General features: G+C 67.9%; 35 protein-coding genes. 34 read left to right on the top strand and 1 reads right to left on the bottom strand.

What is annotated here, in order from left to right; genetic code table 11:
* From rplC to truA, 31 genes are all read left to right on the top strand, one after another.
* Positions 1-645, top strand: coding sequence for a 50S ribosomal protein L3 (gene rplC / locus ACIBL4_RS08200; RefSeq protein WP_086601018.1), 645 nt, complete (start codon positions 1-3; stop codon positions 643-645).
* 4 nt (positions 646-649) lie between these two features.
* Complete coding sequence (gene rplD, locus ACIBL4_RS08195) at positions 650-1,306, top strand: 50S ribosomal protein L4 (protein WP_356925159.1); 657 nt, start codon at positions 650-652, stop codon at positions 1,304-1,306.
* On the top strand, positions 1,306-1,725 hold the full coding sequence (gene rplW, locus ACIBL4_RS08190) for a 50S ribosomal protein L23 (protein WP_338782539.1): 420 nt from the start codon (positions 1,306-1,308) through the stop codon (positions 1,723-1,725). Before rplD ends, rplW begins: the two co-directional genes overlap by 1 nt.
* 38 nt (positions 1,726-1,763) lie before the next feature.
* The gene (gene rplB / locus ACIBL4_RS08185; RefSeq protein ID WP_006140909.1) at positions 1,764-2,600 is read left to right on the top strand and encodes a 50S ribosomal protein L2; all 837 of its coding nucleotides are present in this window, start codon (positions 1,764-1,766) and stop codon (positions 2,598-2,600) included.
* A gap of 12 nt (positions 2,601-2,612) precedes the next feature.
* Positions 2,613-2,894: a 30S ribosomal protein S19 gene (gene rpsS, locus ACIBL4_RS08180; protein WP_010036728.1), complete on the top strand. Its 282-nt coding sequence runs from the start codon at positions 2,613-2,615 to the stop codon at positions 2,892-2,894.
* Between the two features lie 44 nt (positions 2,895-2,938).
* Positions 2,939-3,286, top strand: a complete 348-nt coding sequence (gene rplV, locus ACIBL4_RS08175) for a 50S ribosomal protein L22 (RefSeq protein WP_010036727.1) — start codon at positions 2,939-2,941, stop codon at positions 3,284-3,286.
* A complete protein-coding gene (rpsC, locus tag ACIBL4_RS08170) occupies positions 3,286-4,116 on the top strand; it encodes a 30S ribosomal protein S3 (protein WP_030317320.1) in 831 nt (276 codons plus the stop codon). Before rplV ends, rpsC begins: the two co-directional genes overlap by 1 nt.
* Before the next feature lie 5 nt (positions 4,117-4,121).
* Positions 4,122-4,541 (top strand): 50S ribosomal protein L16, encoded by a 420-nt coding sequence (gene rplP / locus ACIBL4_RS08165; protein WP_086601013.1) that lies wholly within the window; start codon positions 4,122-4,124, stop codon positions 4,539-4,541.
* Complete coding sequence (rpmC, locus tag ACIBL4_RS08160) at positions 4,541-4,765, top strand: 50S ribosomal protein L29 (protein ID WP_010036720.1); 225 nt, start codon at positions 4,541-4,543, stop codon at positions 4,763-4,765. Before rplP ends, rpmC begins: the two co-directional genes overlap by 1 nt.
* Positions 4,765-5,052 (top strand): 30S ribosomal protein S17, encoded by a 288-nt coding sequence (gene rpsQ, locus ACIBL4_RS08155; protein WP_010036717.1) that lies wholly within the window; start codon positions 4,765-4,767, stop codon positions 5,050-5,052. Before rpmC ends, rpsQ begins: the two co-directional genes overlap by 1 nt.
* Before the next feature lie 186 nt (positions 5,053-5,238).
* Complete coding sequence (gene rplN, locus ACIBL4_RS08150; RefSeq protein ID WP_003998823.1) at positions 5,239-5,607, top strand: 50S ribosomal protein L14; 369 nt, start codon at positions 5,239-5,241, stop codon at positions 5,605-5,607.
* A 2-nt stretch (positions 5,608-5,609) separates the two neighbouring features.
* Positions 5,610-5,933, top strand: a complete 324-nt coding sequence (rplX, locus tag ACIBL4_RS08145; RefSeq protein WP_010036713.1) for a 50S ribosomal protein L24 — start codon at positions 5,610-5,612, stop codon at positions 5,931-5,933.
* Positions 5,933-6,490, top strand: a complete 558-nt coding sequence (gene rplE / locus ACIBL4_RS08140) for a 50S ribosomal protein L5 (RefSeq protein WP_010036711.1) — start codon at positions 5,933-5,935, stop codon at positions 6,488-6,490. Before rplX ends, rplE begins: the two co-directional genes overlap by 1 nt.
* A 5-nt stretch (positions 6,491-6,495) precedes the next feature.
* Positions 6,496-6,681, top strand: a complete 186-nt coding sequence (locus ACIBL4_RS08135; protein ID WP_003948630.1) for a type Z 30S ribosomal protein S14 — start codon at positions 6,496-6,498, stop codon at positions 6,679-6,681.
* 213 nt (positions 6,682-6,894) lie between these two features.
* On the top strand, positions 6,895-7,293 hold the full coding sequence (rpsH, locus tag ACIBL4_RS08130) for a 30S ribosomal protein S8 (RefSeq protein ID WP_003992367.1): 399 nt from the start codon (positions 6,895-6,897) through the stop codon (positions 7,291-7,293).
* A 23-nt stretch (positions 7,294-7,316) separates the two neighbouring features.
* Positions 7,317-7,856 (top strand): 50S ribosomal protein L6, encoded by a 540-nt coding sequence (gene rplF / locus ACIBL4_RS08125; RefSeq protein ID WP_010036705.1) that lies wholly within the window; start codon positions 7,317-7,319, stop codon positions 7,854-7,856.
* Between the two features lie 3 nt (positions 7,857-7,859).
* A complete protein-coding gene (gene rplR / locus ACIBL4_RS08120) occupies positions 7,860-8,243 on the top strand; it encodes a 50S ribosomal protein L18 (RefSeq protein ID WP_003992369.1) in 384 nt (127 codons plus the stop codon).
* 43 nt (positions 8,244-8,286) lie between these two features.
* The gene (rpsE, locus tag ACIBL4_RS08115; RefSeq protein ID WP_030671799.1) at positions 8,287-8,895 is read left to right on the top strand and encodes a 30S ribosomal protein S5; all 609 of its coding nucleotides are present in this window, start codon (positions 8,287-8,289) and stop codon (positions 8,893-8,895) included.
* The gene (gene rpmD / locus ACIBL4_RS08110) at positions 8,895-9,077 is read left to right on the top strand and encodes a 50S ribosomal protein L30 (protein WP_003974250.1); all 183 of its coding nucleotides are present in this window, start codon (positions 8,895-8,897) and stop codon (positions 9,075-9,077) included. Before rpsE ends, rpmD begins: the two co-directional genes overlap by 1 nt.
* Before the next feature lie 2 nt (positions 9,078-9,079).
* The gene (rplO, locus tag ACIBL4_RS08105; RefSeq protein ID WP_338782542.1) at positions 9,080-9,535 is read left to right on the top strand and encodes a 50S ribosomal protein L15; all 456 of its coding nucleotides are present in this window, start codon (positions 9,080-9,082) and stop codon (positions 9,533-9,535) included.
* 235 nt (positions 9,536-9,770) lie between these two features.
* Complete coding sequence (gene secY / locus ACIBL4_RS08100; protein ID WP_399407615.1) at positions 9,771-11,084, top strand: preprotein translocase subunit SecY; 1,314 nt, start codon at positions 9,771-9,773, stop codon at positions 11,082-11,084.
* Positions 11,084-11,746, top strand: a complete 663-nt coding sequence (locus ACIBL4_RS08095) for an adenylate kinase (protein ID WP_399407613.1) — start codon at positions 11,084-11,086, stop codon at positions 11,744-11,746. The genes secY and ACIBL4_RS08095 overlap by 1 nt, the downstream gene beginning before the upstream one ends.
* Positions 11,747-11,922: 176 nt before the next feature.
* On the top strand, positions 11,923-12,120 hold the full coding sequence (locus ACIBL4_RS08090) for a hypothetical protein (protein WP_399407611.1): 198 nt from the start codon (positions 11,923-11,925) through the stop codon (positions 12,118-12,120).
* Between the two features lie 85 nt (positions 12,121-12,205).
* A complete protein-coding gene (gene map, locus ACIBL4_RS08085) occupies positions 12,206-13,042 on the top strand; it encodes a type I methionyl aminopeptidase (RefSeq protein WP_399407609.1) in 837 nt (278 codons plus the stop codon).
* A gap of 234 nt (positions 13,043-13,276) precedes the next feature.
* Entirely contained in the window at positions 13,277-13,498 is a 222-nt protein-coding gene (gene infA / locus ACIBL4_RS08080) for a translation initiation factor IF-1 (RefSeq protein WP_003948620.1), read from the top strand.
* Positions 13,499-13,554: 56 nt separating this feature from the next.
* The gene (gene rpmJ, locus ACIBL4_RS08075) at positions 13,555-13,668 is read left to right on the top strand and encodes a 50S ribosomal protein L36 (RefSeq protein WP_003974245.1); all 114 of its coding nucleotides are present in this window, start codon (positions 13,555-13,557) and stop codon (positions 13,666-13,668) included.
* Between the two features lie 187 nt (positions 13,669-13,855).
* Positions 13,856-14,236, top strand: coding sequence for a 30S ribosomal protein S13 (rpsM, locus tag ACIBL4_RS08070; protein ID WP_003992375.1), 381 nt, complete (start codon positions 13,856-13,858; stop codon positions 14,234-14,236).
* A 64-nt stretch (positions 14,237-14,300) separates the two neighbouring features.
* Positions 14,301-14,705, top strand: a complete 405-nt coding sequence (gene rpsK / locus ACIBL4_RS08065) for a 30S ribosomal protein S11 (RefSeq protein ID WP_003956432.1) — start codon at positions 14,301-14,303, stop codon at positions 14,703-14,705.
* 249 nt (positions 14,706-14,954) lie between these two features.
* Positions 14,955-15,977, top strand: a complete 1,023-nt coding sequence (locus ACIBL4_RS08060) for a DNA-directed RNA polymerase subunit alpha (RefSeq protein WP_003966937.1) — start codon at positions 14,955-14,957, stop codon at positions 15,975-15,977.
* A gap of 192 nt (positions 15,978-16,169) precedes the next feature.
* Complete coding sequence (gene rplQ, locus ACIBL4_RS08055) at positions 16,170-16,655, top strand: 50S ribosomal protein L17 (RefSeq protein ID WP_399407606.1); 486 nt, start codon at positions 16,170-16,172, stop codon at positions 16,653-16,655.
* Positions 16,656-16,794: 139 nt separating this feature from the next.
* Entirely contained in the window at positions 16,795-17,661 is an 867-nt protein-coding gene (gene truA / locus ACIBL4_RS08050; RefSeq protein WP_399407604.1) for a tRNA pseudouridine(38-40) synthase TruA, read from the top strand.
* Positions 17,662-17,679: 18 nt separating this feature from the next.
* On the opposite strand, the gene ACIBL4_RS08045 is transcribed toward truA, so the two are convergent.
* A complete protein-coding gene (locus tag ACIBL4_RS08045; RefSeq protein ID WP_399407602.1) occupies positions 17,680-18,495 on the bottom strand; it encodes a hypothetical protein in 816 nt (271 codons plus the stop codon).
* A 167-nt stretch (positions 18,496-18,662) separates the two neighbouring features.
* On the opposite strand from ACIBL4_RS08045, the gene ACIBL4_RS08040 reads away from it, so the two are divergent.
* The 3 genes from ACIBL4_RS08040 (at position 18,663) to pgsB (ending at position 23,817) form a co-directional block, all read left to right on the top strand.
* On the top strand, positions 18,663-19,868 hold the full coding sequence (locus tag ACIBL4_RS08040) for a CapA family protein (RefSeq protein WP_399407600.1): 1,206 nt from the start codon (positions 18,663-18,665) through the stop codon (positions 19,866-19,868).
* A 204-nt stretch (positions 19,869-20,072) separates the two neighbouring features.
* Positions 20,073-22,319, top strand: a complete 2,247-nt coding sequence (locus tag ACIBL4_RS08035) for a HAMP domain-containing protein (protein WP_399408132.1) — start codon at positions 20,073-20,075, stop codon at positions 22,317-22,319.
* A gap of 7 nt (positions 22,320-22,326) precedes the next feature.
* Positions 22,327-23,817: a poly-gamma-glutamate synthase PgsB gene (gene pgsB, locus ACIBL4_RS08030; RefSeq protein WP_399407598.1), complete on the top strand. Its 1,491-nt coding sequence runs from the start codon at positions 22,327-22,329 to the stop codon at positions 23,815-23,817.
* The last annotated feature ends 15 nt before the right edge of the window (positions 23,818-23,832 follow it).

Raw genomic sequence — 23,832 nt, 5'->3', positions numbered from 1 at the left:
ATGGCTAAGCAGATCAAGGGCATCCTGGGCGAGAAGCTCGGCATGACGCAGGTGTGGGACGCGAACAACCGCGTCGTCCCGGTCACCGTCGTCAAGGCCGGCCCCAACGTCGTCACCCAGGTCCGTACGAACGATGTCGACGGCTACGAGTCCGTCCAGATCGCTTTCGGCGAGATCGACCCGCGCAAGGTGAACAAGCCCCTCAAGGGCCACTTCGCCAAGGCCGACGTCACCCCCCGTCGCCACCTCGTCGAGATCCGCACCGCGGACGCCTCCGAGTACACGCTGGGCCAGGAGATCACCGCTGAGGTGTTCGAGGCCGGCGTGAAGGTCGACGTGACCGGCAAGAGCAAGGGCAAGGGCTTCGCCGGTGTCATGAAGCGTCACAACTTCAAGGGCCTCGGCGCCGGACACGGCACCCAGCGCAAGCACCGCTCTCCCGGTTCCATCGGTGGCTGCGCCACCCCGGGCCGCGTGTTCAAGGGCCTCCGCATGGCGGGTCGCATGGGCAACGAGCGGGTCACCACCCAGAACCTGACCGTCCACGCCGTTGACGCGGAGAAGGGTCTGCTGCTCATCAAGGGCGCGGTTCCCGGTCCGAACGGCGGCCTCGTCCTGGTCCGCACCGCGGCCAAGGGGGCCTGAGGTAATGAGCACTGTTGACATCCTTTCGCCGGCGGGCGACAAGGCCGGTTCCGTCGAGCTCCCCGCGGAGATCTTCGACGTCGAGAAGATCAGCATTCCGCTGATCCACCAGGTCGTCGTCGCACAGCTGGCCGCTGCCCGCCAGGGCACGCACAAGACCAAGACCCGTGGCGAGGTCCGCGGCGGTGGCAAGAAGCCGTACCGCCAGAAGGGCACCGGTCGCGCCCGTCAGGGTTCGACCCGCGCGCCGCAGTTCGCCGGTGGTGGCGTCGTGCACGGTCCCGTGCCGCGTGACTACTCGCAGCGGACGCCCAAGAAGATGAAGGCTGCCGCGCTGCGTCACGCCCTCACGGACCGGGCCCGTCACAACCGCATCCACGTCGTCTCCGGCGTGGTCGAGGGCGAGACCCCCTCCACGAAGGCCGCCAAGAGCCTGTTCGGCAAGATCAGCGAGCGCAAGAACCTGCTCCTGGTCGTCGACCGCGCCGACGAGGCCGCGTGGCTGTCCGCCCGCAACCTGCCCCAGGTCCACATCCTGGAGCCGGGCCAGCTGAACACGTACGACGTTCTCGTCTCGGACGACGTGGTCTTCACCAAGGCCGCTTTCGAGTCCTTCGTCGCCGGCCCGAAGGCCAACGACACCGAAGGGAGCGAGGTCTGATGGCCATCCGTCACCCCGCTATCGCCTCGAAGGCCGCGAAGAAGGCCAAGGAGGCTCGCGTCAAGAAGGCGCGCCGCCACGCCACCGAGGGCAAGAACACCGTCGAGACCCCGCTGAGCAAGTCCTTCACGGACCCCCGTGACGTGCTGCTCAAGCCGGTCGTCTCGGAGAAGAGCTACGCGCTCCTCGACGAGGGCAAGTACACGTTCATCGTCGACCCGAGCGCCAACAAGACCCAGATCAAGCAGGCCGTTCAGTCGGTCTTCTCGGTCAAGGTCACCGGGGTCAACACGATCAACCGCCAGGGCAAGCGCAAGCGGACCCGCACGGGCTTCGGCCAGCGCGCGTCCACCAAGCGCGCGATCGTGACCCTCGCCGAGGGCGACCGTATCGACATCTTCGGCGGTCCGACCGCGTAAGCGGTCAGGATCGTCCGGAATCGGACGAGGACTGAGAAATGGGTATCCGCAAGTACAAGCCGACGACTCCTGGCCGTCGTGGCGCCAGCGTCGCCGACTTCGTCGAGGTCACGCGGTCCACGCCGGAGAAGTCGTTGGTCCGCCCCCTGCACAGCAAGGGTGGCCGTAACAACTCCGGTCGTGTGACCGTCCGCCACCAGGGTGGTGGCCACAAGCGCGCCTACCGCGTGATCGACTTCCGTCGTCACGACAAGGACGGCGTGCCGGCGAAGGTCGCGCACATCGAGTACGACCCCAACCGCACCGCGCGCATCGCGCTGCTGCACTACGCGGACGGCGAGAAGCGCTACATCCTCGCGCCGCGTGGCCTGTCGCAGGGCGACCGCGTCGAGAACGGTCCCGGGGCCGACATCAAGCCGGGCAACAACCTGGCCCTGCGCAACATCCCGGTCGGTACCACGCTGCACGCCATCGAGCTGCGTCCGGGCGGCGGCGCGAAGTTCGCCCGCTCCGCCGGCGCCTCGGTGCAGCTGCTCGCGAAGGAGGGCTCCATGGCCCACCTGCGCATGCCGTCGGGTGAGATCCGCCTGGTCGACGTCCGCTGCCGCGCCACTGTCGGCGAGGTCGGCAACGCCGAGCAGAGCAACATCAACTGGGGCAAGGCCGGCCGCAAGCGCTGGCTGGGCGTCCGCCCGACCGTGCGTGGTGTGGTCATGAACCCGGTTGACCACCCGCACGGTGGTGGTGAGGGCCGTACCTCCGGTGGTCGCCACCCGGTGTCCCCGTGGGGCAAGAAGGAAGGCCGTACTCGTTCGCCCAAGAAGGCGTCGAACAAGTACATCGTCCGCCGCCGCAAGACGAACAAGAAGCGCTAGGAGCGGGTTTAGATGCCGCGCAGTCTCAAGAAGGGGCCCTTCGTCGACGACCACCTGATCAAGAAGGTGGACGCCCAGAACGAAGCCGGCACCAAGAACGTCATCAAGACCTGGTCCCGTCGCTCGATGATCGTCCCGGCCATGCTCGGCCACACGATCGCGGTGCACAACGGCAAGACCCACATCCCGGTGTTTGTCACCGAGTCGATGGTCGGCCACAAGCTCGGCGAGTTCTCGCCGACGCGCACCTTCCGGGGTCACGTCAAGGACGACCGGAAGTCGAAGCGCCGCTAGCCAGCGGGGTGTGAATGATCATGACAGACACTGAAGGGACAACCATGGAAGCCAGGGCCCAGGCGCGGTACATCCGCGTCACGCCCATGAAGGCCCGCCGAGTGGTGGACCTCATCCGTGGCCTGAACGCCACGGAGGCTCAGGCGGTCCTGCGTTTCGCCCCGCAGGCCGCGAGCGTGCCGGTCGGCAAGGTGCTGGACAGCGCCATCGCCAACGCCGCGCACAACTACGACCACACCGATGTCGACAGCCTCTACATCTCCGAGGCCTACGTCGACGAGGGCCCGACCCTGAAGCGGTTCCGTCCGCGTGCCCAGGGCCGTGCCTACCGGATCCGCAAGCGGACCAGCCACATCACCGTGGTCGTCAGCAGCAAGGAAGGAACCCGGTAATGGGCCAGAAGGTAAACCCGCACGGGTTCCGGCTCGGCGTTACGACCGACTTCAAGTCGCGCTGGTACGCCGACAAGCTGTACAAGGACTACGTCAAGGAAGACGTCGCCATCCGTCGGATGATGACGTCCGGCATGGAGCGCGCCGGCATCTCCAAGGTCGAGATCGAGCGCACCCGTGACCGTGTGCGTGTGGACATCCACACCGCGCGTCCGGGCATCGTGATCGGCCGCCGCGGCGCCGAGGCCGACCGCATCCGCGGTGACCTCGAGAAGCTCACCGGCAAGCAGGTCCAGCTGAACATCCTCGAGGTCAAGAACCCCGAGACCGACGCTCAGCTGGTCGCCCAGGCCGTCGCCGAGCAGCTCTCCTCCCGCGTCTCCTTCCGTCGGGCCATGCGCAAGAGCATGCAGTCCGCCATGAAGGCCGGCGCCAAGGGCATCAAGATCCAGTGCGGTGGCCGCCTCGGTGGCGCCGAGATGTCCCGCTCGGAGTTCTACCGCGAGGGCCGTGTGCCCCTGCACACGCTCCGCGCGAACGTGGACTACGGCTTCTTCGAGGCCAAGACGACCTTCGGCCGCATCGGTGTGAAGGTCTGGATCTACAAGGGCGACGTCAAGAACATCGCCGAGGTCCGCGCCGAGAACGCCGCTGCCCGTGCGGGTAACCGCCCGGCCCGCGGTGGCGCCGACCGCCCGGCCCGTGGTGGCCGCGGTGGCGAGCGTGGCGGGCGCGGTCGCAAGCCGCAGCAGGCTGCCGGCGCCGAGGCCCCCAAGGCCGAGGCTCCCGCTGCCGCCGCTCCGGCTGAGAGCACCGGAACGGAGGCCTGACCGACATGCTGATCCCCCGTAGGGTCAAGCACCGCAAGCAGCACCACCCCAAGCGCAGTGGTATGGCCAAGGGTGGCACTGAGGTCGCATTCGGCGAGTACGGTATCCAGGCGCTGACCCCGGCGTATGTGACGAACCGTCAGATCGAGGCCGCTCGTATCGCCATGACGCGTCACATCAAGCGTGGTGGCAAGGTCTGGATCAACATCTACCCGGACCGCCCCCTCACCAAGAAGCCGGCCGAGACCCGCATGGGTTCCGGTAAGGGCTCGCCGGAGTGGTGGGTGGCCAACGTCAAGCCCGGACGCGTGATGTTCGAGCTGTCGTACCCCAACGAGAAGATCGCGCGCGAGGCCCTGACCCGTGCGGCTCACAAGCTGCCGATGAAGTGCAAGATCGTCAAGCGCGAGGCAGGTGAAGCGTGATGTCGGCCGGTACCAAGGCGTCCGAGCTGCGCGAGCTGGGCAACGAGGAGCTGCTCAACAAGCTCCGCGAGGCCAAGGAAGAGCTGTTCAACCTCCGCTTCCAGGCGGCGACTGGCCAGCTCGAGAACCACGGTCGGCTCAAGGCCGTCCGCAAGGACATCGCGCGGATCTACACCCTGATGCGTGAGCGCGAGCTGGGCATCGAGACGGTGGAGAGCGCCTGATGAGCGAGAGCAACGTGACTGAAGAGACCAAGACGGACCGCGGATTCCGCAAGACCCGTGAGGGTCTGGTCGTCAGCGACAAGATGGACAAGACCGTCGTCGTCGCCGTCGAGGACCGCGTCAAGCACGCGCTGTACGGCAAGGTCATCCGCCGTACGAACAAGCTCAAGGCGCACGACGAGCAGAACGCCGCCGGCGTGGGCGACCGGGTTCTCCTGATGGAGACCCGCCCGCTCTCGGCGACGAAGCGCTGGCGCGTCGTGGAGATCCTCGAGAAGGCGAAGTAACCAAGCGGGGACGCGAGTCCCCTGCTGACCCCCGCCGGGGGCAGCCATGCGGCCCCCGGCGTGGGTTTTCGCCCGCAGAGGCTTAAGTAATTCCTTCGGGGGCTACCCCGCAGGACAGTTCCGCCAGGCTCGCAGGTGCGTCCCGAAAGGGCCCTGCGGGAACCGGCAGACAACCAGGAGATAGACGTGATCCAGCAGGAGTCGCGACTGCGTGTCGCCGACAACACGGGTGCGAAGGAGATCCTCTGCATCCGTGTGCTCGGCGGCTCCGGTCGCCGCTACGCGGGTATCGGTGACGTCATCGTCGCCACCGTCAAGGACGCGATCCCCGGTGGCAACGTGAAGAAGGGTGACGTCGTCAAGGCGGTCATCGTTCGCACCGTCAAGGAGCGCCGCCGTCCGGACGGCTCGTACATCCGCTTCGACGAGAACGCCGCCGTCATTCTGAAGAACGACGGCGACCCTCGTGGCACCCGTATCTTCGGCCCGGTCGGCCGTGAGCTGCGCGAGAAGAAGTTCATGAAGATCATCTCCCTCGCGCCGGAGGTGCTGTGAGCATGAAGATCAAGAAGGGCGACCTGGTCCAGGTCATCACCGGTAAGGACAAGGGCAAGCAGGGCAAGGTCATCGCGGCCTTCCCCCGCGAGGACCGTGTCCTGGTCGAGGGTGTCAACCGGGTCAAGAAGCACACCAAGGCCGGTCCGACGGCTCGCGGTTCGCAGGCCGGCGGCATCGTCACCACCGAGGCGCCGATCCACGTCTCCAACGTCCAGCTGGTCGTGGAGAAGGACGGCAAGAAGGTCGTGACCCGCGTCGGTTACCGCTTCGACGACGAAGGCAACAAGATCCGCGTTGCCAAGCGGACGGGTGAGGACATCTGATGACGACCACCACCACTCCGCGACTGAAGCAGAAGTACCGTGAGGAGATCACGGGCAAGCTGCGTGACGAGTTCAAGTACGAGAACGTCATGCAGATCCCCGGTCTCGTCAAGATCGTGGTCAACATGGGTGTGGGCGACGCCGCCCGCGACTCCAAGCTGATCGAGGGCGCCATCCGCGACCTCACCACGATCACCGGTCAGAAGCCGGCCGTCACCAAGGCCCGTAAGTCCATCGCGCAGTTCAAGCTGCGTGAGGGTCAGCCGATCGGTGCTCACGTCACGCTCCGTGGCGACCGCATGTGGGAGTTCCTGGACCGCACCCTGTCGCTGGCGCTCCCGCGCATCCGCGACTTCCGCGGCCTGTCCCCCAAGCAGTTCGACGGCCGTGGCAACTACACCTTCGGTCTCACGGAGCAGGTCATGTTCCACGAGATCGACCAGGACAAGATCGACCGCGTCCGGGGTATGGACATCACCGTGGTCACCACGGCGACCAACGACGCTGAGGGCCGCGCGCTCCTTCGTCACCTCGGCTTCCCCTTCAAGGAGGCGTGAGCGAGATGGCGAAGAAGGCTCTGATTGCCAAGGCTGCTCGCAAGCCCAAGTTCGGTGTGCGTGGCTACACCCGCTGCCAGCGCTGCGGCCGCCCGCACTCCGTGTACCGCAAGTTCGGCCTGTGCCGCGTGTGCCTTCGTGAGATGGCTCACCGTGGCGAGCTGCCGGGCGTGACCAAGAGCTCCTGGTAATCCCCCCAATCAGGGATTAGCAGGGCTCTCGGTAAGCATCTGGGGCGGCAGGACGTCCAGCTCGCATGCCTTAGGCTTGTGGGGTTGGGCGTCTGCCGCCGCCCTTACGACTTACTACGCCGTAGGTCCACCGCGCCGCACCCGTCCCGTCTCGGATCGGGGAGAGGGATGGCGCACCAGGAAACCCCGGCGAGAGAGGCCGAAGGCCAATTCATGACCATGACTGATCCGATCGCAGACATGCTGACGCGTCTGCGGAACGCGAACTCGGCGTACCACGACTCCGTGGCGATGCCGCACTCGAAGATCAAGTCGCACATCGCGGAGATCCTCCAGCAGGAGGGCTTCATCACGGGCTGGAAGGTCGAGGACGCCGAGGTCGGCAAGAACCTCGTCCTGGAGCTGAAGTTCGGCCCCAACCGTGAGCGCTCCATCGCGGGCATCAAGCGGATCTCCAAGCCCGGTCTCCGGGTGTACGCGAAGTCCACCAACCTGCCGAAGGTGCTGGGCGGCCTGGGCGTGGCGATCATCTCCACGTCCCACGGTCTCCTGACCGACAAGCAGGCGCAGAAGAAGGGCGTGGGTGGGGAAGTCCTCGCCTACGTCTGGTAGTTCGGGAACGGAGGAGAGACAACATGTCGCGTATCGGCAAGCTCCCCATCCCGGTTCCCGCCGGCGTGGACGTCACCATCGACGGCCGTACGGTCGCGGTCAAGGGCCCCAAGGGCGAATTGACCCACACCGTCATCGCGCCGATCGACATCGCCAAGGCCGAGGACGGCACCCTTCAGGTGCTGCGGCCCAACGACGAGCGGCAGAGCAAGGCCCTGCACGGCCTGTCCCGCACGCTGGTGGCGAACATGATCACCGGTGTGACCCAGGGATACGTCAAGAAGCTCGAAATCAGCGGTGTCGGCTACCGCGTCGTGGCGAAGGGCTCCAACCTGGAGTTCTCCCTCGGCTACAGCCACCCGATCCTGGTCGAGGCCCCCGAGGGCATCACCTTCAAGGTGGAGTCCCCGACCCGTTTCTCGGTCGAGGGCATCGACAAGCAGAAGGTCGGCGAGGTCGCGGCCAACATCCGCAAGCTCCGCAGGCCCGACCCGTACAAGGCCAAGGGCGTCAAGTACGAGGGCGAAGTCATCCGCCGCAAGGTCGGAAAGGCGGGTAAGTAAGCCATGGCATACGGGCAGAAGATCCTTAAGGGCGACGCCTACAAGCGCGCCGCGATCAAGCGCCGCCACATCCGGATCCGTAAGCACATCAACGGTACGGCGGAGCGTCCGCGTCTGGTCGTTACCCGCTCGAACCGCCACATCGTGGCCCAGGTGATCGACGACATCAAGGGTCACACCCTGGCGTCGGCGTCCACCCTGGACAGCTCGATCCGCGGTGGCGAGGGCGACAAGTCCGCGCAGGCCAAGCAGGTCGGCGCCCTGGTCGCCGAGCGTGCCAAGGCCGCCGGTGTCGAGGCCGTCGTGTTCGACCGTGGTGGTAACCAGTACGCGGGGCGCATCGCCGCCCTGGCGGACGCCGCCCGCGAGGCCGGACTCAAGTTCTGAGTCCTGGTTCCGTAGCTAGCGGAGACAGAGAGAGGTAATTCCAATGGCTGGACCCCAGCGCCGCGGTGGCGGTGCCGGTGGCGGCGAGCGGCGGGACCGGAAGGGCCGTGACGGCGGCGCAGCTGCCGCCGAGAAGACCGCGTACGTTGAGCGCGTTGTCGCGATCAACCGCGTCGCCAAGGTTGTGAAGGGTGGTCGTCGCTTCAGCTTCACCGCGCTGGTCGTGGTGGGCGACGGTGACGGCACCGTGGGTGTCGGATACGGCAAGGCCAAGGAGGTGCCGGCCGCCATCGCCAAGGGCGTTGAGGAGGCCAAGAAGCACTTCTTCAAGGTCCCGCGTATCCAGGGCACCATCCCGCACCCGATCACGGGTGAGAAGGCTGCCGGCGTCGTGCTGCTCAAGCCGGCGTCCCCGGGTACCGGTGTTATCGCCGGTGGTCCGGTGCGTGCCGTGCTCGAGTGCGCCGGTATCCACGACGTGCTGTCGAAGTCGCTCGGCTCGTCGAACGCGATCAACATCGTGCACGCGACCGTGGAGGCCCTGAAGGGTCTGCAGCGTCCCGAGGAGATCGCGGCCCGCCGTGGTCTGCCGCTCGAGGACGTCGCCCCCGCGGCTCTGCTGCGTGCGCGTGCCGGGGCGGGTGCTGCGTGATGGCTCAGCTCAAGATCACGCAGGTGAAGTCCTACATCGGCAGCAAGCAGAACCACCGTGACACCCTGCGTTCCCTTGGTCTCAAGGGGATCAACACGCAGGTCGTCAAGGAGGACCGCCCCGAGTTCCGCGGCATGGTGCACACCGTCCGCCACCTCGTGACGGTCGAGGAGGTCGACTGATCATGGCGGAGAACAACCCGCTCAAGATCCACAACCTCCGTCCCGCCCCGGGCGCCAAGACCGCCAAGACCCGTGTCGGTCGTGGTGAGGCGTCGAAGGGTAAGACGGCCGGTCGTGGTACCAAGGGTACGAAGGCCCGCTACCAGGTTCCGGAGCGCTTCGAGGGTGGGCAGATGCCCCTCCACATGCGCCTTCCGAAGCTGAAGGGCTTCAAGAACCCGTTCAAGACCGAGTACCAGGTCGTGAACCTCGACAAGCTGGCCGCCCTTTACCCCGAGGGTGGCGAGGTCACCGTCGAGTCGCTGGTGGCCAAGGGCGCTGTTCGCAAGAACAGCCTCGTCAAGGTCCTCGGCCAGGGCGAGATCTCCGTGGCGCTGCAGGTGACGGTCGACGCCGTCTCCGGCTCCGCCAAGGAGAAGATCACCGCCGCCGGCGGTTCCGTCACCGAGCTCGTCTGAACACCACAGGCGTCTCGATGACCTGAGCGATCCCGACCGGGGATACCCCACAAATGGGGTATCCCCGGTTGGTCGTTCCTAGGGCGGCAGTCCCGCCGGTAAGGTGGCCTGCACTGCCCTCTTTTCACGGGGTGCTGTACTTCCGGCACTCTGAGCGGCAGTTGCCCGTTACCTATTCGTCGAACCTCAAGACCGTCACCCTTGACGCAGTTGCGCGGGGGTCGCAGGAGGCACCGTGCTCACCGCGTTCGCCCGGGCGTTCAAGACGCCCGACCTGCGCAAGAAGCTGCTCTTCACGCTCGGCATCATCGTGGTCTACCGGGTCGGTACGCATGTCCCGATCCCAGGCGTCGACTACCGGAACGTCCAGACCTGTATCGACAACGCTCAGGCCAACCAGGGCCTGTTCGGCCTGGTCAACATGTTCAGCGGCGGCGCGCTGCTGCAGATCACGATCTTCGCGCTGGGCATCATGCCGTACATCACGGCGAGCATCATTCTGCAGCTGCTGACCGTGGTGATCCCGCGCCTGGAAGCCCTGAAGAAGGAGGGCCAGGCCGGTACGGCGAAGATCACGCAGTACACCCGTTACCTGACGGTGGCCCTGGCCATCCTTCAGGGCACCGGCCTCGTCGCCACCGCCCGCAGCGGCGCCCTGTTCTCGGGCTGCCCGGTGGCCAGCCAGATCGTCCCTGACCAGTCGATCTTCGTCACCATCACCATGGTCATCACCATGACCGCCGGTACGGCGTTCGTGATGTGGCTCGGCGAGCTCATCACGGACCGCGGCATCGGCAACGGCATGTCGATCCTGATGTTCATCTCGATCGCCGCCACCTTCCCGTCCGCCCTGTGGGCCATCAAGGAGCAGGGCGACCTGGCCGGCGGCTGGATCGAGTTCGGCACCGTCATCGCGGTCGGCCTCGTCATGGTCGGCCTGGTGGTCTTCGTCGAGCAGGCTCAGCGCCGCATCCCGGTTCAGTACGCCAAGCGCATGATCGGCCGCCGTTCCTACGGTGGTACGTCGACGTACATCCCGCTGAAGGTGAACCAGGCGGGTGTGATTCCCGTCATCTTCGCCTCGTCGCTGCTCTACATCCCGGCACTGATCGCCCAGTTCTCCGGAGGCAAGTCGGACTGGAAGATCTGGATCGAGCAGAACCTCGCGGACCCGAAAGCCCCGTCGCACCTTGTCCTGTACTTCCTCCTGATCGTCTTCTTCGCGTTCTTCTACGTGGCGATCTCCTTCAACCCCGAGGAAGTCGCCGACAACATGAAGAAGTATGGTGGCTTCATCCCGGGCATTCGGGCTGGCCGACCGACCGCTGAGTACCTGAGCTACGTACTCAACCGGATCACCTGGCCGGGTTCGCTGTATCTGGGTCTGATCGCTCTCGTCCCGACAATGGCGTTGGTTGGTTTCGATGCAAACCAGAACTTCCCGTTCGGTGGGACCAGCATCCTGATCATCGTGGGTGTCGGTCTCGAAACGGTGAAGCAGATCGAGAGCCAGCTCCAGCAGCGCAATTACGAAGGGTTCCTCCGCTGATGCGTATCGTCCTCGTCGGGCCGCCGGGTGCCGGTAAGGGAACGCAGGCCGCGTTCCTGGCCAAGAACCTGTCGATCCCGCACATCTCCACGGGCGACCTGTTCCGGGCCAACATCAGCCAGCAGACGGAACTCGGCAAACTGGCGAAGTCCTACATGGACGCGGGCAATCTCGTGCCCGACGAGGTCACCATCGCCATGGCGAAGGACCGCATGGAGCAGGCGGACGCCGAGAACGGCTTCCTGCTGGACGGCTTCCCCCGCAACGTCTCCCAGGCCGAGGCGCTCGACGAGCTGCTCGAGACCGAGAGCATGCAGCTCGACGCGGTGCTGGACCTTGAGGTCCCCGAGGACGAGGTGGTCAAGCGCATCGCCGGCCGCCGCATCTGCCGTAACGACTCCGCGCACGTCTTCCACGTGACGTACAAGCAGCCGGCCGAGGAGGGCGTCTGCGACGTCTGCGGCGGCGAGCTGTACCAGCGGGACGACGACTCCGAGGAGACCGTCCGCAAGCGGCTGGAGGTCTACCACACGCAGACCGAGCCGATCATCGACTACTACAAGGCGCAGGGGCTGGTCGTGACCATCTCCGCGCTCGGCAAGGTCGAGGAGGTCACGGCTCGCGCCATGGAGGCGCTGCAGCGTGACGAGGACGGTCAGTAGAAGCGTTCGCGATTCCGTAAGGAAGCCCCCGTCGTCCCCTGGTGGACGACGGGGGCTTCTTTGTTTAGTGAGCGTGGCGCCCTGGTGGGTGCGGCTGCCGCGATGGCGATCGGTTTCACGGCGGTCCGGCTGCGGCCACCGATGTCGGCATTTCGCTGCCGAGCGGCCGTGGCACGATGAAGTTCATCGACGACGGGGGCGTGAGGCAGCTCCGCGCCGACGGGCGCATCGTCACCATGCTGACCATCGACGACGGTGGCGACGCCGGCTGCGACGAGAAGGAGACCGACCTCATCGGCAGGACTCCCCACGACATGCTGCTGTGCTGGCACGGCGGCGGCTGCGTGGTCTCCCCGGTCATCCGGGAGAGCTGAGCCCCGTCCTCCGCTTCGGCGTACGCCTGTACGTACGCGTATCCTGGACCGTCGCGATACCAGTGGCCAGGAGGCGCAACCCATCATGGTGCAGATCAAGACCCCCGAGCAGATCGCCAAGATGCGTGAGGCGGGGCTGGTCGTCGCCGCCATTCACGCGGCGACCCGCGAAGCCGCCGTGCCGGGGGCCACGACGAAGGATCTGGACCAGGTCGCCCGCAAGGTGCTCGCCGAGCACAACGCCAAGCCGAACTTCCTCGGCTACGGCGGGTTCCCCGCGACCATCTGCACCTCGGTGAACGAGGTCGTCGTCCACGGCATCCCCTCCGACGACGTGGTCCTCAAGGACGGGGACGTGATCTCCATCGACTGCGGCGCGATCATCGACGGCTGGCACGGCGACGCCGCGTACACGGCCTTCGTGGGCTCCGGCCACTCCCCGGAGCTGATCGAGCTGTCCCGGGTGACCGAGGAGTCGATGTGGGCCGGTATCGCGGCCATGAAGCAGGGCAGCCGGCTGGTCGACGTCTCCCGGGCGATCGAGACGTACATCCGCCGCCAGCCGAAGCCCGGCGGCGGCCGGTACGGGATCATCGAGGACTACGGCGGTCACGGCATCGGCACCGAGATGCACATGGACCCGCACCTGCTGAACTACGTGGACCGCCGGCGCGGCAAGGGTCCGAAGCTGGTGCCGGGCTTCTGCCTCGCGATCGAGCCGATGGTGTCCCTGGGGACGGCGAAGACCGAGGTCCTCGAGGACGACTGGACGGTCATTACGACGGACGGCACGTGGTCGTCGCACTGGGAGCACTCCGTCGCGCTTACGGAGGAGGGGCCGCTCGTGCTGACGGCTCCCGACGGGGGTAAGGCGAAGCTCGCCGAGCTCGGTGTTGTCGCTGCTCCGGATCCGCTGGGCTGAGCGCCTTCCGGGGAGGGTGGTGCGGATCGTCGGCGACTGCGGGGGCGTGGGGGTTGTTCGCGCAGTTCCCCGCGCCCCTTTCGGGGCGCTTAAAGATCTGTCCGCTGGGGCAGGCTTTCTCGATTCGTGTTTCCGAGGGCCCTGTCGTAGACTGACTCGTCGGCTCTTGTGCATCCGCATGTCTGCATGCGCTCGCACTGAGTCGATCAAGGTAGTCGATTCGAAGGGCGAAGCGTGGCCAAGAAGCAAGGTGCCATCGAGATCGAGGGCACTGTCGTCGAGTCTCTTCCGAACGCCATGTTCAAGGTCGAGCTCCAGAACGGCCACCAGGTCCTGGCACACATCAGCGGCAAGATGCGTATGCACTACATCCGCATTCTCCCTGACGACCGGGTCGTGGTGGAGCTGTCTCCGTACGACCTGACGCGTGGCCGGATCGTCTACCGCTACAAGTAGATCTTGCCCGCGCCCCGGCTTCCGGGGTGGTGGCACTGACCCGGAGAACCTCACCCATGAAGGTCAAGCCGAGCGTCAAGAAGATCTGCGACAAGTGCAGGGTGATCCGCCGTCACGGCCGGGTCATGGTCATCTGCGACAACCCGCGCCACAAGCAGCGCCAGGGCTGACGCACGACCGATCCCTCTGCCTTCCTCGCAGGGATTCGCGCGACGCAAGCTGAATTGTTCATACGCAGGACCCGGACCCTCGTGGTCTGACACCCCCGGTCGGAGGCCGGGGACCCAGTTCGTACCTCATACGGCGGCTGGGAGTCGGTTCTGTGGAAGACCTCCGTCAAGCAACTGGAGCCATTGAATGGCACGCGTTTCCGGTGTTGACATCCCGCGCGACAAGCGCGTGGAGATCGCCCTCACCTACGTGTTCGGCATCGGCCGGACCCTCTCGCAGCAGACGCTGGCCGCCACCGGCGTCGACCCGAACACCCGCGTTCGCGACCTCTCCGAGGAGCAGCTCGTCGCGATCCGCGAGTTCGTCGACAACAACATCAAGACCGAGGGTGACCTCCGTCGCGAGATCCAGGCCGACATCCGCCGCAAGGTCGAGATCGGTACCTACCAGGGTCTGCGTCACCGCCGGGGTCTGCCCGTCCGCGGTCAGCGCACCAGCACCAACGCCCGCACCCGCAAGGGCCCGCGTCGCGCCATCGCCGGCAAGAAGAAGCCGGGCAAGAAGTAGTCCTCAGCGGACGCTCGTCAGCGGTCTTCGCTGCAGGACCGACCACCTCCCGTAGGAGTTATAGATGCCCCCCAAGGGTCGTCAGGGCGCTGCCAAGAAGGTGCGCCGCAAGGAAAAGAAGAACGTCGCTCACGGCCACGCGCACATCAAGAGCACGTTCAACAACACCATCGTCTCGATCACGGACCCGTCCGGCAACGTGATCTCCTGGGCCTCCGCCGGCCACGTCGGCTTCAAGGGCTCCCGGAAGTCCACGCCGTTCGCCGCGCAGATGGCCGCCGAGTCGGCTGCCCGCCGCGCCCAGGAGCACGGCATGCGCAAGGTCGACGTGTTCGTCAAGGGCCCGGGTTCCGGTCGTGAGACCGCCATCCGTTCGCTCCAGGCGACGGGTCTCGAGGTCGGCTCCATCCAGGACGTCACCCCGACCCCGCACAACGGTTGCCGTCCGCCGAAGCGCCGCCGCGTCTGACGCTCCGGCTCAGGCGGACTGGCCTCCGGCTGGGGGTGTGGGGGTTATCCCCCACATGTCGCAGCACGGTTGCCGTCCGCCGAAGCGCCGCCGCGTCTGACGCGAGGCCTTCGGGTTCAGGTTTTCGGGCGGTACGGCTCCTTCGGGCCGTATCGCCCGTACCCTTGCAGTACCCGTCCCTTTTCGTCGGGGACGGTCGAGTCGGGCGTCATATAGCGGGCGCCCCCGACTGAAGGATCTGATCCACACATGCTGATCGCTCAGCGTCCCTCGTTGACCGAAGAGGTCGTCGACGAGTTCCGCTCCCGGTTCGTGATCGAGCCGCTGGAGCCGGGCTTCGGTTACACCCTCGGCAACTCCCTGCGCCGTACGCTCCTGTCCTCGATCCCCGGCGCTGCTGTCACCAGCATCCGGATCGACGGTGTCCTGCACGAGTTCACCACCGTGCCGGGCGTCAAGGAGGACGTCACCGACCTGATCCTCAACATCAAGCAGCTGGTCGTCTCCTCGGAGCACGACGAGCCGGTCGTGATGTACCTGCGCAAGCAGGGCCCGGGTCTGGTCACCGCCGCCGACATCGCGCCGCCGGCCGGTGTCGAGGTGCACAACCCCGACCTCGTCCTGGCCACGCTCAACGGCAAGGGCAAGCTGGAGATGGAGCTGACGGTCGAGCGCGGCCGCGGTTACGTCTCCGCCGTGCAGAACAAGCAGGTCGGCCAGGAGATCGGCCGGATCCCGGTCGACTCGATCTACTCGCCGGTGCTCAAGGTCACGTACAAGGTCGAGGCCACGCGTGTCGAGCAGCGGACCGACTTCGACAAGCTGATCGTCGACGTCGAGACCAAGCAGGCCATGCGTCCGCGTGACGCCATGGCGTCGGCCGGCAAGACCCTGGTCGAGCTGTTCGGTCTGGCCCGTGAGCTCAACATCGACGCCGAGGGCATCGACATGGGCCCGTCCCCGACGGACGCCGCCCTCGCCGCCGACCTGGCGCTGCCGATCGAGGAGCTGGAGCTCACCGTCCGGTCGTACAACTGCCTCAAGCGTGAGGGCATCCACTCCGTGGGTGAGCTCGTGGCGCGTTCCGAGGCCGACCTGCTCGACATCCGCAACTTCGGTGCGAAGTCGATCGACGAGGTCAAGGCGAAGCTGGCCGGCATGGGCCTGGCCCTGAAGGACAGCCCGCCCGGATTCGACCCGACCGCCGCGGCGGACGCCTTCGGTGCGGACGACGACGCGGACGCCGGGTTCGTCGAGACCGAGCAGTATTGAGAGCTCGGGCCTTCCGGTCCGTACTCGGGCGCGGGTGCGCTGTGCTTGATCGCGCCCGCGCGGCGGAGCCGCATAATGTCGCGGCCCCGCGTCCCTTCCGGGGAGCACCCCGGATCTCCGACGGGCAACCGCTCGCTCGGATACTGACCCCGGTACCTGATACGGCCGGGGCAGACACCTAGGAGAAACACCATGCCGAAGCCCACCAAGGGTGCCCGTATGGGCGGCAGCGCCGCGCACGAGAAGCTGCTCCTCGCGAACCTCGCGAAGGCGCTGTTCGAGCACGGTCGCATCACCACCACCGAGGCGAAGGCGCGCAAGCTGCGTCCGTACGCCGAGCGTCTGGTCACCAAGGCGAAGAAGGGCGACCTTCACAACCGCCGTCAGGTGCTCCAGGTCATCACGGACAAGAGCATCGTCCACACGCTCTTCACCGAGATCGGCCCGCGCTACGAGAACCGTCCGGGTGGCTACACCCGCATCACCAAGATCGGTAACCGCCGTGGCGACAACGCGCCCATGGCTGTCATCGAGCTGGTCGAGGCGCTGACGGTGGCGCAGGAGGCGACGGGTGAGGCCGAGGCCGCGACCAAGCGTGCCGCGAAGGACGCCGAGGCCTCCGAGGCTCAGGTCGATGTGACCAAGGCCGAGGACGCCGAGGAGTCCAAGGACGCCTGAGCGTCTGCCGGGGGCTGTTTGCTGGCGGCTGCGGGTTCGTTGTGGCTTGTCGCGCAGTTCCCCGCGCCCCTTGAGGGCGTTGGCGGGTCCGTTCCTTTTCAGGGGCGGGCCCGCTTTTGTGTTCTGAGAGGATCTGCGTGTGAGTGATGAAGTGGCACCCGGGTTTGTGCGTGTGCGTCTTGATCTGTCGTACGACGGGAGTGAGTTCTCCGGGTGGGCCAAGCAGGCCGGGGGGCGGCGGACCGTGCAGGGGGAGATCGAGGACGCCCTGCGGACCGTGACGCGGTCGGGGCAGACGTACGAGCTGACCGTGGCGGGGCGTACCGATGCCGGGGTGCACGCCCGGGGGCAGGTGGCGCATGTCGATCTGCCGCGTGAGGTGTGGGCCGAGCACAGCCAGAAGCTGCTGAAGCGGCTCGCGGGGCGGCTGCCCAGGGACGTGCGGGTGTGGGCCCTCAGGGAGGCGCCCAGTGGCTTCAACGCGCGGTTCTCGGCGGTCTGGCGGCGGTACGCGTACCGGGTCACCGACAATCCCGGGGGCGTCGATCCGCTGCTGCGCAACCATGTGCTGTGGCACGACTGGCCCTTGGACGTCGACTCCATGAACGAGGCCGCCCGGCGGCTGCTCGGGGAGCACGACTTCGCCGCCTACTGCAAGAAGCGGGAGGGGGCCACCACCATCCGTACGCTCCAGGAGCTGAGCCTGGACAAGGGTGCCGACGGGATCATCACGGCGACCGTGCGGGCCGACGCCTTCTGCCACAACATGGTGCGCTCGCTCATCGGGGCGCTGCTGTTCGTGGGCGACGGGCACCGGCCGCCGGACTGGCCCGCGAAGGTGCTGGCGGCCGGCGTGCGGGACTCGGCCGTGCACGTCGTACGGCCGCACGGGCTGACGCTGGAGGAGGTCGGCTACCCGGCCGACGAGTTGCTGGCCGCGCGCAACAAGGAGGCGCGCAACAAGCGGTCGTTGCCGTCGGCGTTGCCGTCGGCGGGGTGCTGCTGACCGGCTTTCCACCGTTCGTCACCGGTGGGCGGAGTTCCAGGTCCTGACCAGACCGGAAAGGGCCCTGGTGGCGGCGTCGGCGTCGGAGCCGTCGCCGCGTGCCTTGGGGGAGAGCTCCACGTGGAGGAACCTGGCGTGGTGGCGTTCCGCGGCCTTGCCCTGCACGTTCGTGGTGCCTTCCAGGGGGCAGCGAGCCGCCCAGCCCCGGCAGACCCGCAGCCCGTCGGCCTGCATGCCGTCGGCCAGGGCGGCGGCCTCGGTGAGGGTGCTGCGCGCGGCTCCGGTGGAGAGGACCGCCTCGTAGGGGCGGTCCGAGTCCTTGGCGAAGCCGTGCAGTTGCACGCCCGGGACGTCGCGTTTCTGGAGCTCCACGACGATGGAGTGGAAGAGGCTGTCCTCCTCGTGGGCGACGTCGGCGGCGTCGCCCCGTCCCGCCTCGCGGTGCGCGCCGGCGAGGACCAGCGCGCCGCCGGGGTTGTCCTCCAGGAGCCGCACGCCGAGGCGTTCGGTGTCCCGGTCGGAGACCGGGTGCGGCACCTGGGCGTTCCAGCGGACGTCGGAGTCGGCGGTGAGGTAGAGGCGCCCCCAGCGTTCGGCCCGGCCCGGGCGGGCGGCGGCGATCTCGTCGTACCTGCGGCCGGACTCGGTGTCGGTGAGGCGGGTGAGCTTCAGGCCGAGGGGGGCGAGCAGTCGTTCCGCCTGCGTGGCGTCGCCGTCCAGGAGGTGGCCGACGCCCTCGGCGACGCGCTCGCGCTGGGTGTCGCCCGGCGGGGTGTACGCCGCGTCGGGTTCCAGATCCGCCGTGTACGCGAGGATCCTGCTGCGGAGGTCCACCAGTTCCCGGGCGCCCGGAGTGGAGTCGTCCGTTGACCGGTCCGGTGCCGATTGACAGCCGAACAAGGCAAGGACGAGTCCGAATTGGACCAAAACACGAGTCAAATGTGACTGTCTTGTGACGGTAACTTCCGTGGTGCTTGTGTGCTTCATGTGAATATGATGCGGTGACACTTCGTAATCCTCTCCGGATCGCTCGGGCGGCAACCGCTTTCGTTGCCACCGTCGCCGTCGCGACCGCGTGCAGCTCCGCGGCCTCCGCGCCGCAGGTGAAGCCGGGCGGCCGCTCGTTCACCGTCGCCGCCGCCGGTGATGTGCTGATCCACCCCGAGCTGGTCGACCAGGCCGCCAAGGATGCCAAGAAGACCGGCGAGGGCGAGGCCGGGCTGGACTTCAAGCCCTTGCTCGCCGGGATCAAGCCGGTCATCAGCAAGGCAGACCTGGCGATCTGTCACATGGAGACGCCCGTCGGAAATCCGCAGGGCCCCTTCGAGGGGTACCCGGAGTTCCTCGTGCCGCCGCAGATCCTGACGACGCTCAAGGATGTGGGCTACGACACCTGCTCCACGGCCTCCAACCACACCTACGACCACGGTCTGGGCGCTGTACGGCGCACCTTGAACGCCATGGACAAGGCCGGCCTCGGCCACACGGGCTCGGCTCGCACGCCCAAGGAAGCGGAACGGATCAACATCCGTGACGTCAACGGCGTCAAGGTCGCCCACCTCTCGTTCTCCTGGATGTCGTTCCTGAACCCGACACCGGAGAAGGAGAAATGGGCGTTCAACCAGATCGACACGGACGCGATCAAGGACGCCGAGGCCCGCGCCCGCGAGAAGGGCGCCGAGGTCGTCATCCTCTCGGTCCACTGGGGCCTTGAGCACTACAACGAACCGAGTGTTCCCCAGCTGCAGCTGGCGGAGCGGCTCACCGAGGAGACCGGGGTCGACCTGGTGATCGGGCACCACGCCCACGTGGTGCAGCCGATCCAGAAGGTGAACGGCACCTGGATCGCCTACAGCCTGGGCAACCAGGTCGCAAGGCACTCCTCGCCCACCGGGCTCACCGAGGAGGGCGCGATCGGCTGGTTCGAGTTCCGCGAGACGACCGACGGCTGGGACGTCGCGGCCCGCTACGCCACGACGCTGGTGGACATCCCGCCCGAGGTGGAGGCCGGTGAGAAGCCGCCCGCCGGCGCGGTCGAGGACCACCGGGTGGTGGACGTACGGCGGGCACTCGAGACGCCGGGCGACCTCTCCGAGGAGCGGCTCGCCCGCTACCGGCTGGCGGCCGACCGCACCCGCGGCTTCCTGTACAACCGCGGGGCGCCGGGAGGCGACGGCCTGAAGGAGCTCACGCTGGAGCGTGACTAGCGCCACAGCGCCTCCGGGGCGACCGGCACAACTTCGTCGCTCCCCAACAGTCTTGTATACGGCGGTCCCTTGCCTCTCCCGCGGGAGCGGTGTTCTGAGCGGCCGTTCTTCACCCAGAGAGGCCGGAGGAGACCACCGGTGACACCCACCCGCGCCGTGCGCCCCGTGAAGGGAGGACGGCGGCGCAGCCGGAGACGCGCGGACATGCCGCTGCTGGGCGGCGTCCGTCCACCGATCGCGCTGCTGTGCGTGCTGGTGCTCGCACTCGCGGGCCTGACCGCCCAGGTGCTCGGCCCCGCCGGCGAGCAGTCCGTACCGCAGGCGGTGCTCTCCTCGCAGCAGCACTTCGCGGAGGACGGTGCCATCGCCCTGCGTGCCTCCATCGACGAGCGGGTCACCGACCTGAACCGCACCGCCGCCGCGCTGAACGCGGGGCCGCCGGTCAAGCCCGAGCGCGTCCTGTCCGACCTGGGGAAGACCTACCAGAAGTGGACGGGCACCACGGTCTTGGACCTGGAGAGCGGCAAGGTGCTGGCCGCCAGGGGTGAAACGATTCCCCTCGGGTGGCTGGACAAGGAGGTCCTCACCGGGGACAAGGCCCTCAAGCCCCGCATGGTGCGGCTGGAGACCGGCGACGTACGCCTGATGACGATGGCGGTCCTGGACTTCGAGGATGGGCCGCAGCAGCTGCTGCTCGCCTCCAACAGCCTGTCCGTGCCCGCCATCAACCTGGGCCAGTTCCGCTCCATGGCGGTCGTCGCCACCGGCGGGGAGATCCTGGCCACGGCGGGCTTCGAGCAGTCCGAGGCGCTCAACTCCGACCAGGAGCGCAAGGAGCTGGGCTTCCTCCAGAAGCAGATGAGCGGGCTGTCCGCCCAGGCGGCACGGGAGACCGAGCAGGACCCGGTCAGCGCCAGGGAGCCGGGCTCCCGCGGCTACCCAGGTGTCAGCGGGACCCTGGTCGGCGGGAGCTACAACGGCCGTGTCGCCACAGCCGGTTACGCCTCCCTCTCGTCCGCCGACCCGGAGGAGAAGAAGAGCGTCGGCGCGGGCCTCGGACTCACCGTCGTCGCCCTGCTGCCCGTGGTCCAGCAGCAGGGCGCCGCCGCGGACCGGGAGCTGTACGGGCTGCTGGCGGCCGGGGCCCTGGTGGTGCTCGGACTGCTCGCCGCGGCCGTGCTGTGGGCGACCGTGCAGCGGCCGCTGCTGCGGCTGTTCCTCGAGTCCCGCCGACTGGCCCGGGGCGACCTGACCCGCCCGGTGGACGTGCCCCGCTGGGGCGAGGCCGCGCGCATCGGGTCCGCACTGGAGAGGCTGCGCGCGCAGCTGGGCGGCCCGAGCGACGATCCCGGCGGGCGCCAGCGCGTCAAGGGGCGGTTCGGGGTGCGCGGGCCGCTCGCACTGACCGCCGTCCTGCTGTTGCTGTGGTGTCTGCCCGTCGGCCTCCTGCTGAACCGCACCGACGACTCCGTCAGCATTCCGGCCAGCATGGTCGCGGACCAGCGTGACCGCACCGACCTGGTCGCCGACCGGGTGCGCCGGGCGCTCAACGAGGCGCAGGCGGACCTGGTGTCCACGTCCCGGCTGATCGACCCGGACGACGCCGACGCCGGCCGCACGCTGCTGGAGGAGACGCTGCGCGAGCACACCCGCTACGAGGCGCTGTACCTCCTCGACGAGGACGGCGAGGTCGTCGCCCGCGCGGGCGAGGAGCCGCGCGCCGACTTCGCCGACGGGGACGACCTGCCGCTGGTCCGGGTCGCCGGCAAGGGCGGGAAGAAGCCGGTCGTCCAGGCCGCCGCGCCCCTGCCGGGCGACAAGGGCATGACTCTGGTCGGCGAGGTCCGGGTCGAGTTCCTCAACTCGCTGCTGAAGCGGCCGGGGCTCGGTGAGGTCCGCGTGGTCGACTCCAAGACGCAGACCATCGCCGCCAGTGACGGGTTCCTGGCCTTCGAGGACCTGCCACGCGACGCGCTCACCGACCTCGTCCGGGCCGGCAGCGTCCACGCCGGCGCCGGGCCCGTCGAGAACGGCCTGCTGATCCGCGAGGGACGCGGGACGACGGTCGCCGCGGCCGCCCCGTTCTCCGGTGGAGGCGTGGCGGCCGACATCGGCTGGACCGTGGTCAGCTGGCAGAACGCCAAGGACTTCCAGATCACCCCGTACGAACGCGAGGACCGCAGCGTCCTGGCCGGGCTGCTCGGCCTGGCCCTGATCGTCGTCTGTCTCGGCTGGGTGTACCTGGTCGTGGCCCGGCCGATGCGAGCGCTGGCGGCCAGTGCGGAGAAGCTGGCCGACGGCGACCTCAAGTCCGTGCTCTACCCCCGCTACCAGGACGAGGTCGGCGCCGTCGTGCGCAGCCTCGAACTGCTGCGCCAGCAACTCCACGCCCGTAAGCAGACCCAGGCGCGCCGGCTCGCGGAGCCGGAAGCCGGCGTTCGGGGAAGGTGACCCAGCCGTGCTCTATCTGTACTTCGTCCTGCTCACCGGCAGCGCGCTGCTGCTCGTGGCGGGCATCGTCGAACAGCGCCGGCACTACGCCAGCCTGCACAGCATCCCGTCGCGCGTGCTCGTGAACGGCATCCGCGGCAAGTCCTCCATCACCCGGCTGTGCGCCGGGGCCCTGCGCGGCGGCGACCTGGTCACCGTGGCGAAGACCACGGGCACGGCGGCCCGGTTCATCCACCCGGACGCCACCGAGGAGCCGGTCTACCGCAAGTTCGGCATCGCCAACGTGGTGGAGCAGATCGGCATCGTGCGCCGGGCCGCCACCTACCGGCCCGACGCCCTCGTCATCGAGTGCATGGCCGTCATGCCGGCCCTGCAGGAGGTGAACCAGAGCAAGCTGATCCGCTCCACGATCGGCGTGCTGTGCAACGTCCGCGAGGACCACCTCGCCGAGATGGGGCCCACCCTCGACGACGTGGCGCGGTCGCTGTGCCGCTCCATGCCGGAGGACGGCATCTGCGTCACCGCCGAGAAGGAACGCTTCCACATCCTCCAGGAGGAGGCCGACGCCCGTAACTGCCAGTTGATCTACGCCGACCCGGAGACCGTCACCGACGAGGAGCTGCGCGGCTTCAGCTGGTTCACCTTCAAGGAGAACGTCGCCATCGCCCTCGTCGTGGCCGAACTGCTCGGAGTGGAACGGCGGGTCGCCCTGCAGGGCATGTACGACGCCCCGCCGGACCCGGGCGTGCTGTCCGTCGAGCGCTACGCGACCCCCGAGGGCAAGCGGCTCGCCTTCGCCAACGTCTTCGCGGCCAACGACCCCGAGTCGACGCTGATGAACATCAATCAGCTGCTCGACCTCGGAGCCATCCACCGGCCGCTGAACGTCGTGATCAACTGCCGGCCCGACCGCGTGGAGCGCAACGGCCAGATGGGCGAGATCATCCCCGACCTCCAGCCGGACCACGTCTTCGTCATCGGGCACCCCGCCAAGAGCGCGATCGACGCCATCCCCGCCGAGTGGCGCGACCGCGCGATCGACCTCGGGGGTGAGCGCCGGTCGGCCGAGGAGTTCATGCCCGCCCTGCTGGAGCGCCTGGCCGCCGACTCCTCCCTGGTCGCCATCGGCAACATCCACGGCCAGGGCGAGGAACTGCTGGAGTACCTGGCCGAACTCCCGGCGGACGAGTCCGCCCCAGCCGACACCGCGCGGCCCTCGGCCACGGCCGCACCGGCCCAGCCGGCCCGCCTGGACCCCTACGCCTCGTACCCCATGGCCTACGAGGAGCGTTACCAGGCCTCCCAGACCCAGGAGATCCCGGTGATCCGCATCCCCGCCCAGCCGTCGGGGCCGTACGCCGGCACCGGGTACCCCGAGCCGGCCCCCTACCAGCAGGGGCCGTACGCCGCTCCGCAGGAGGGCCGGCAGTACGCCGACGAGCCCTACGGCTACGGGTACGTCCCGGCCGACGAGGGGGGACAGCCTCCCCGTCCCTGACGTCCACGGGCGGGA

The sequence above is a fragment of the Streptomyces sp. NPDC050416 genome (assembly GCF_044458845.1).
Lineage (GTDB): Bacteria > Actinomycetota > Actinomycetes > Streptomycetales > Streptomycetaceae > Streptomyces.
The sequence above is the reverse complement of the archived record's forward strand: the minus strand, read 5'-3'. Positions and strand labels throughout refer to the sequence as shown.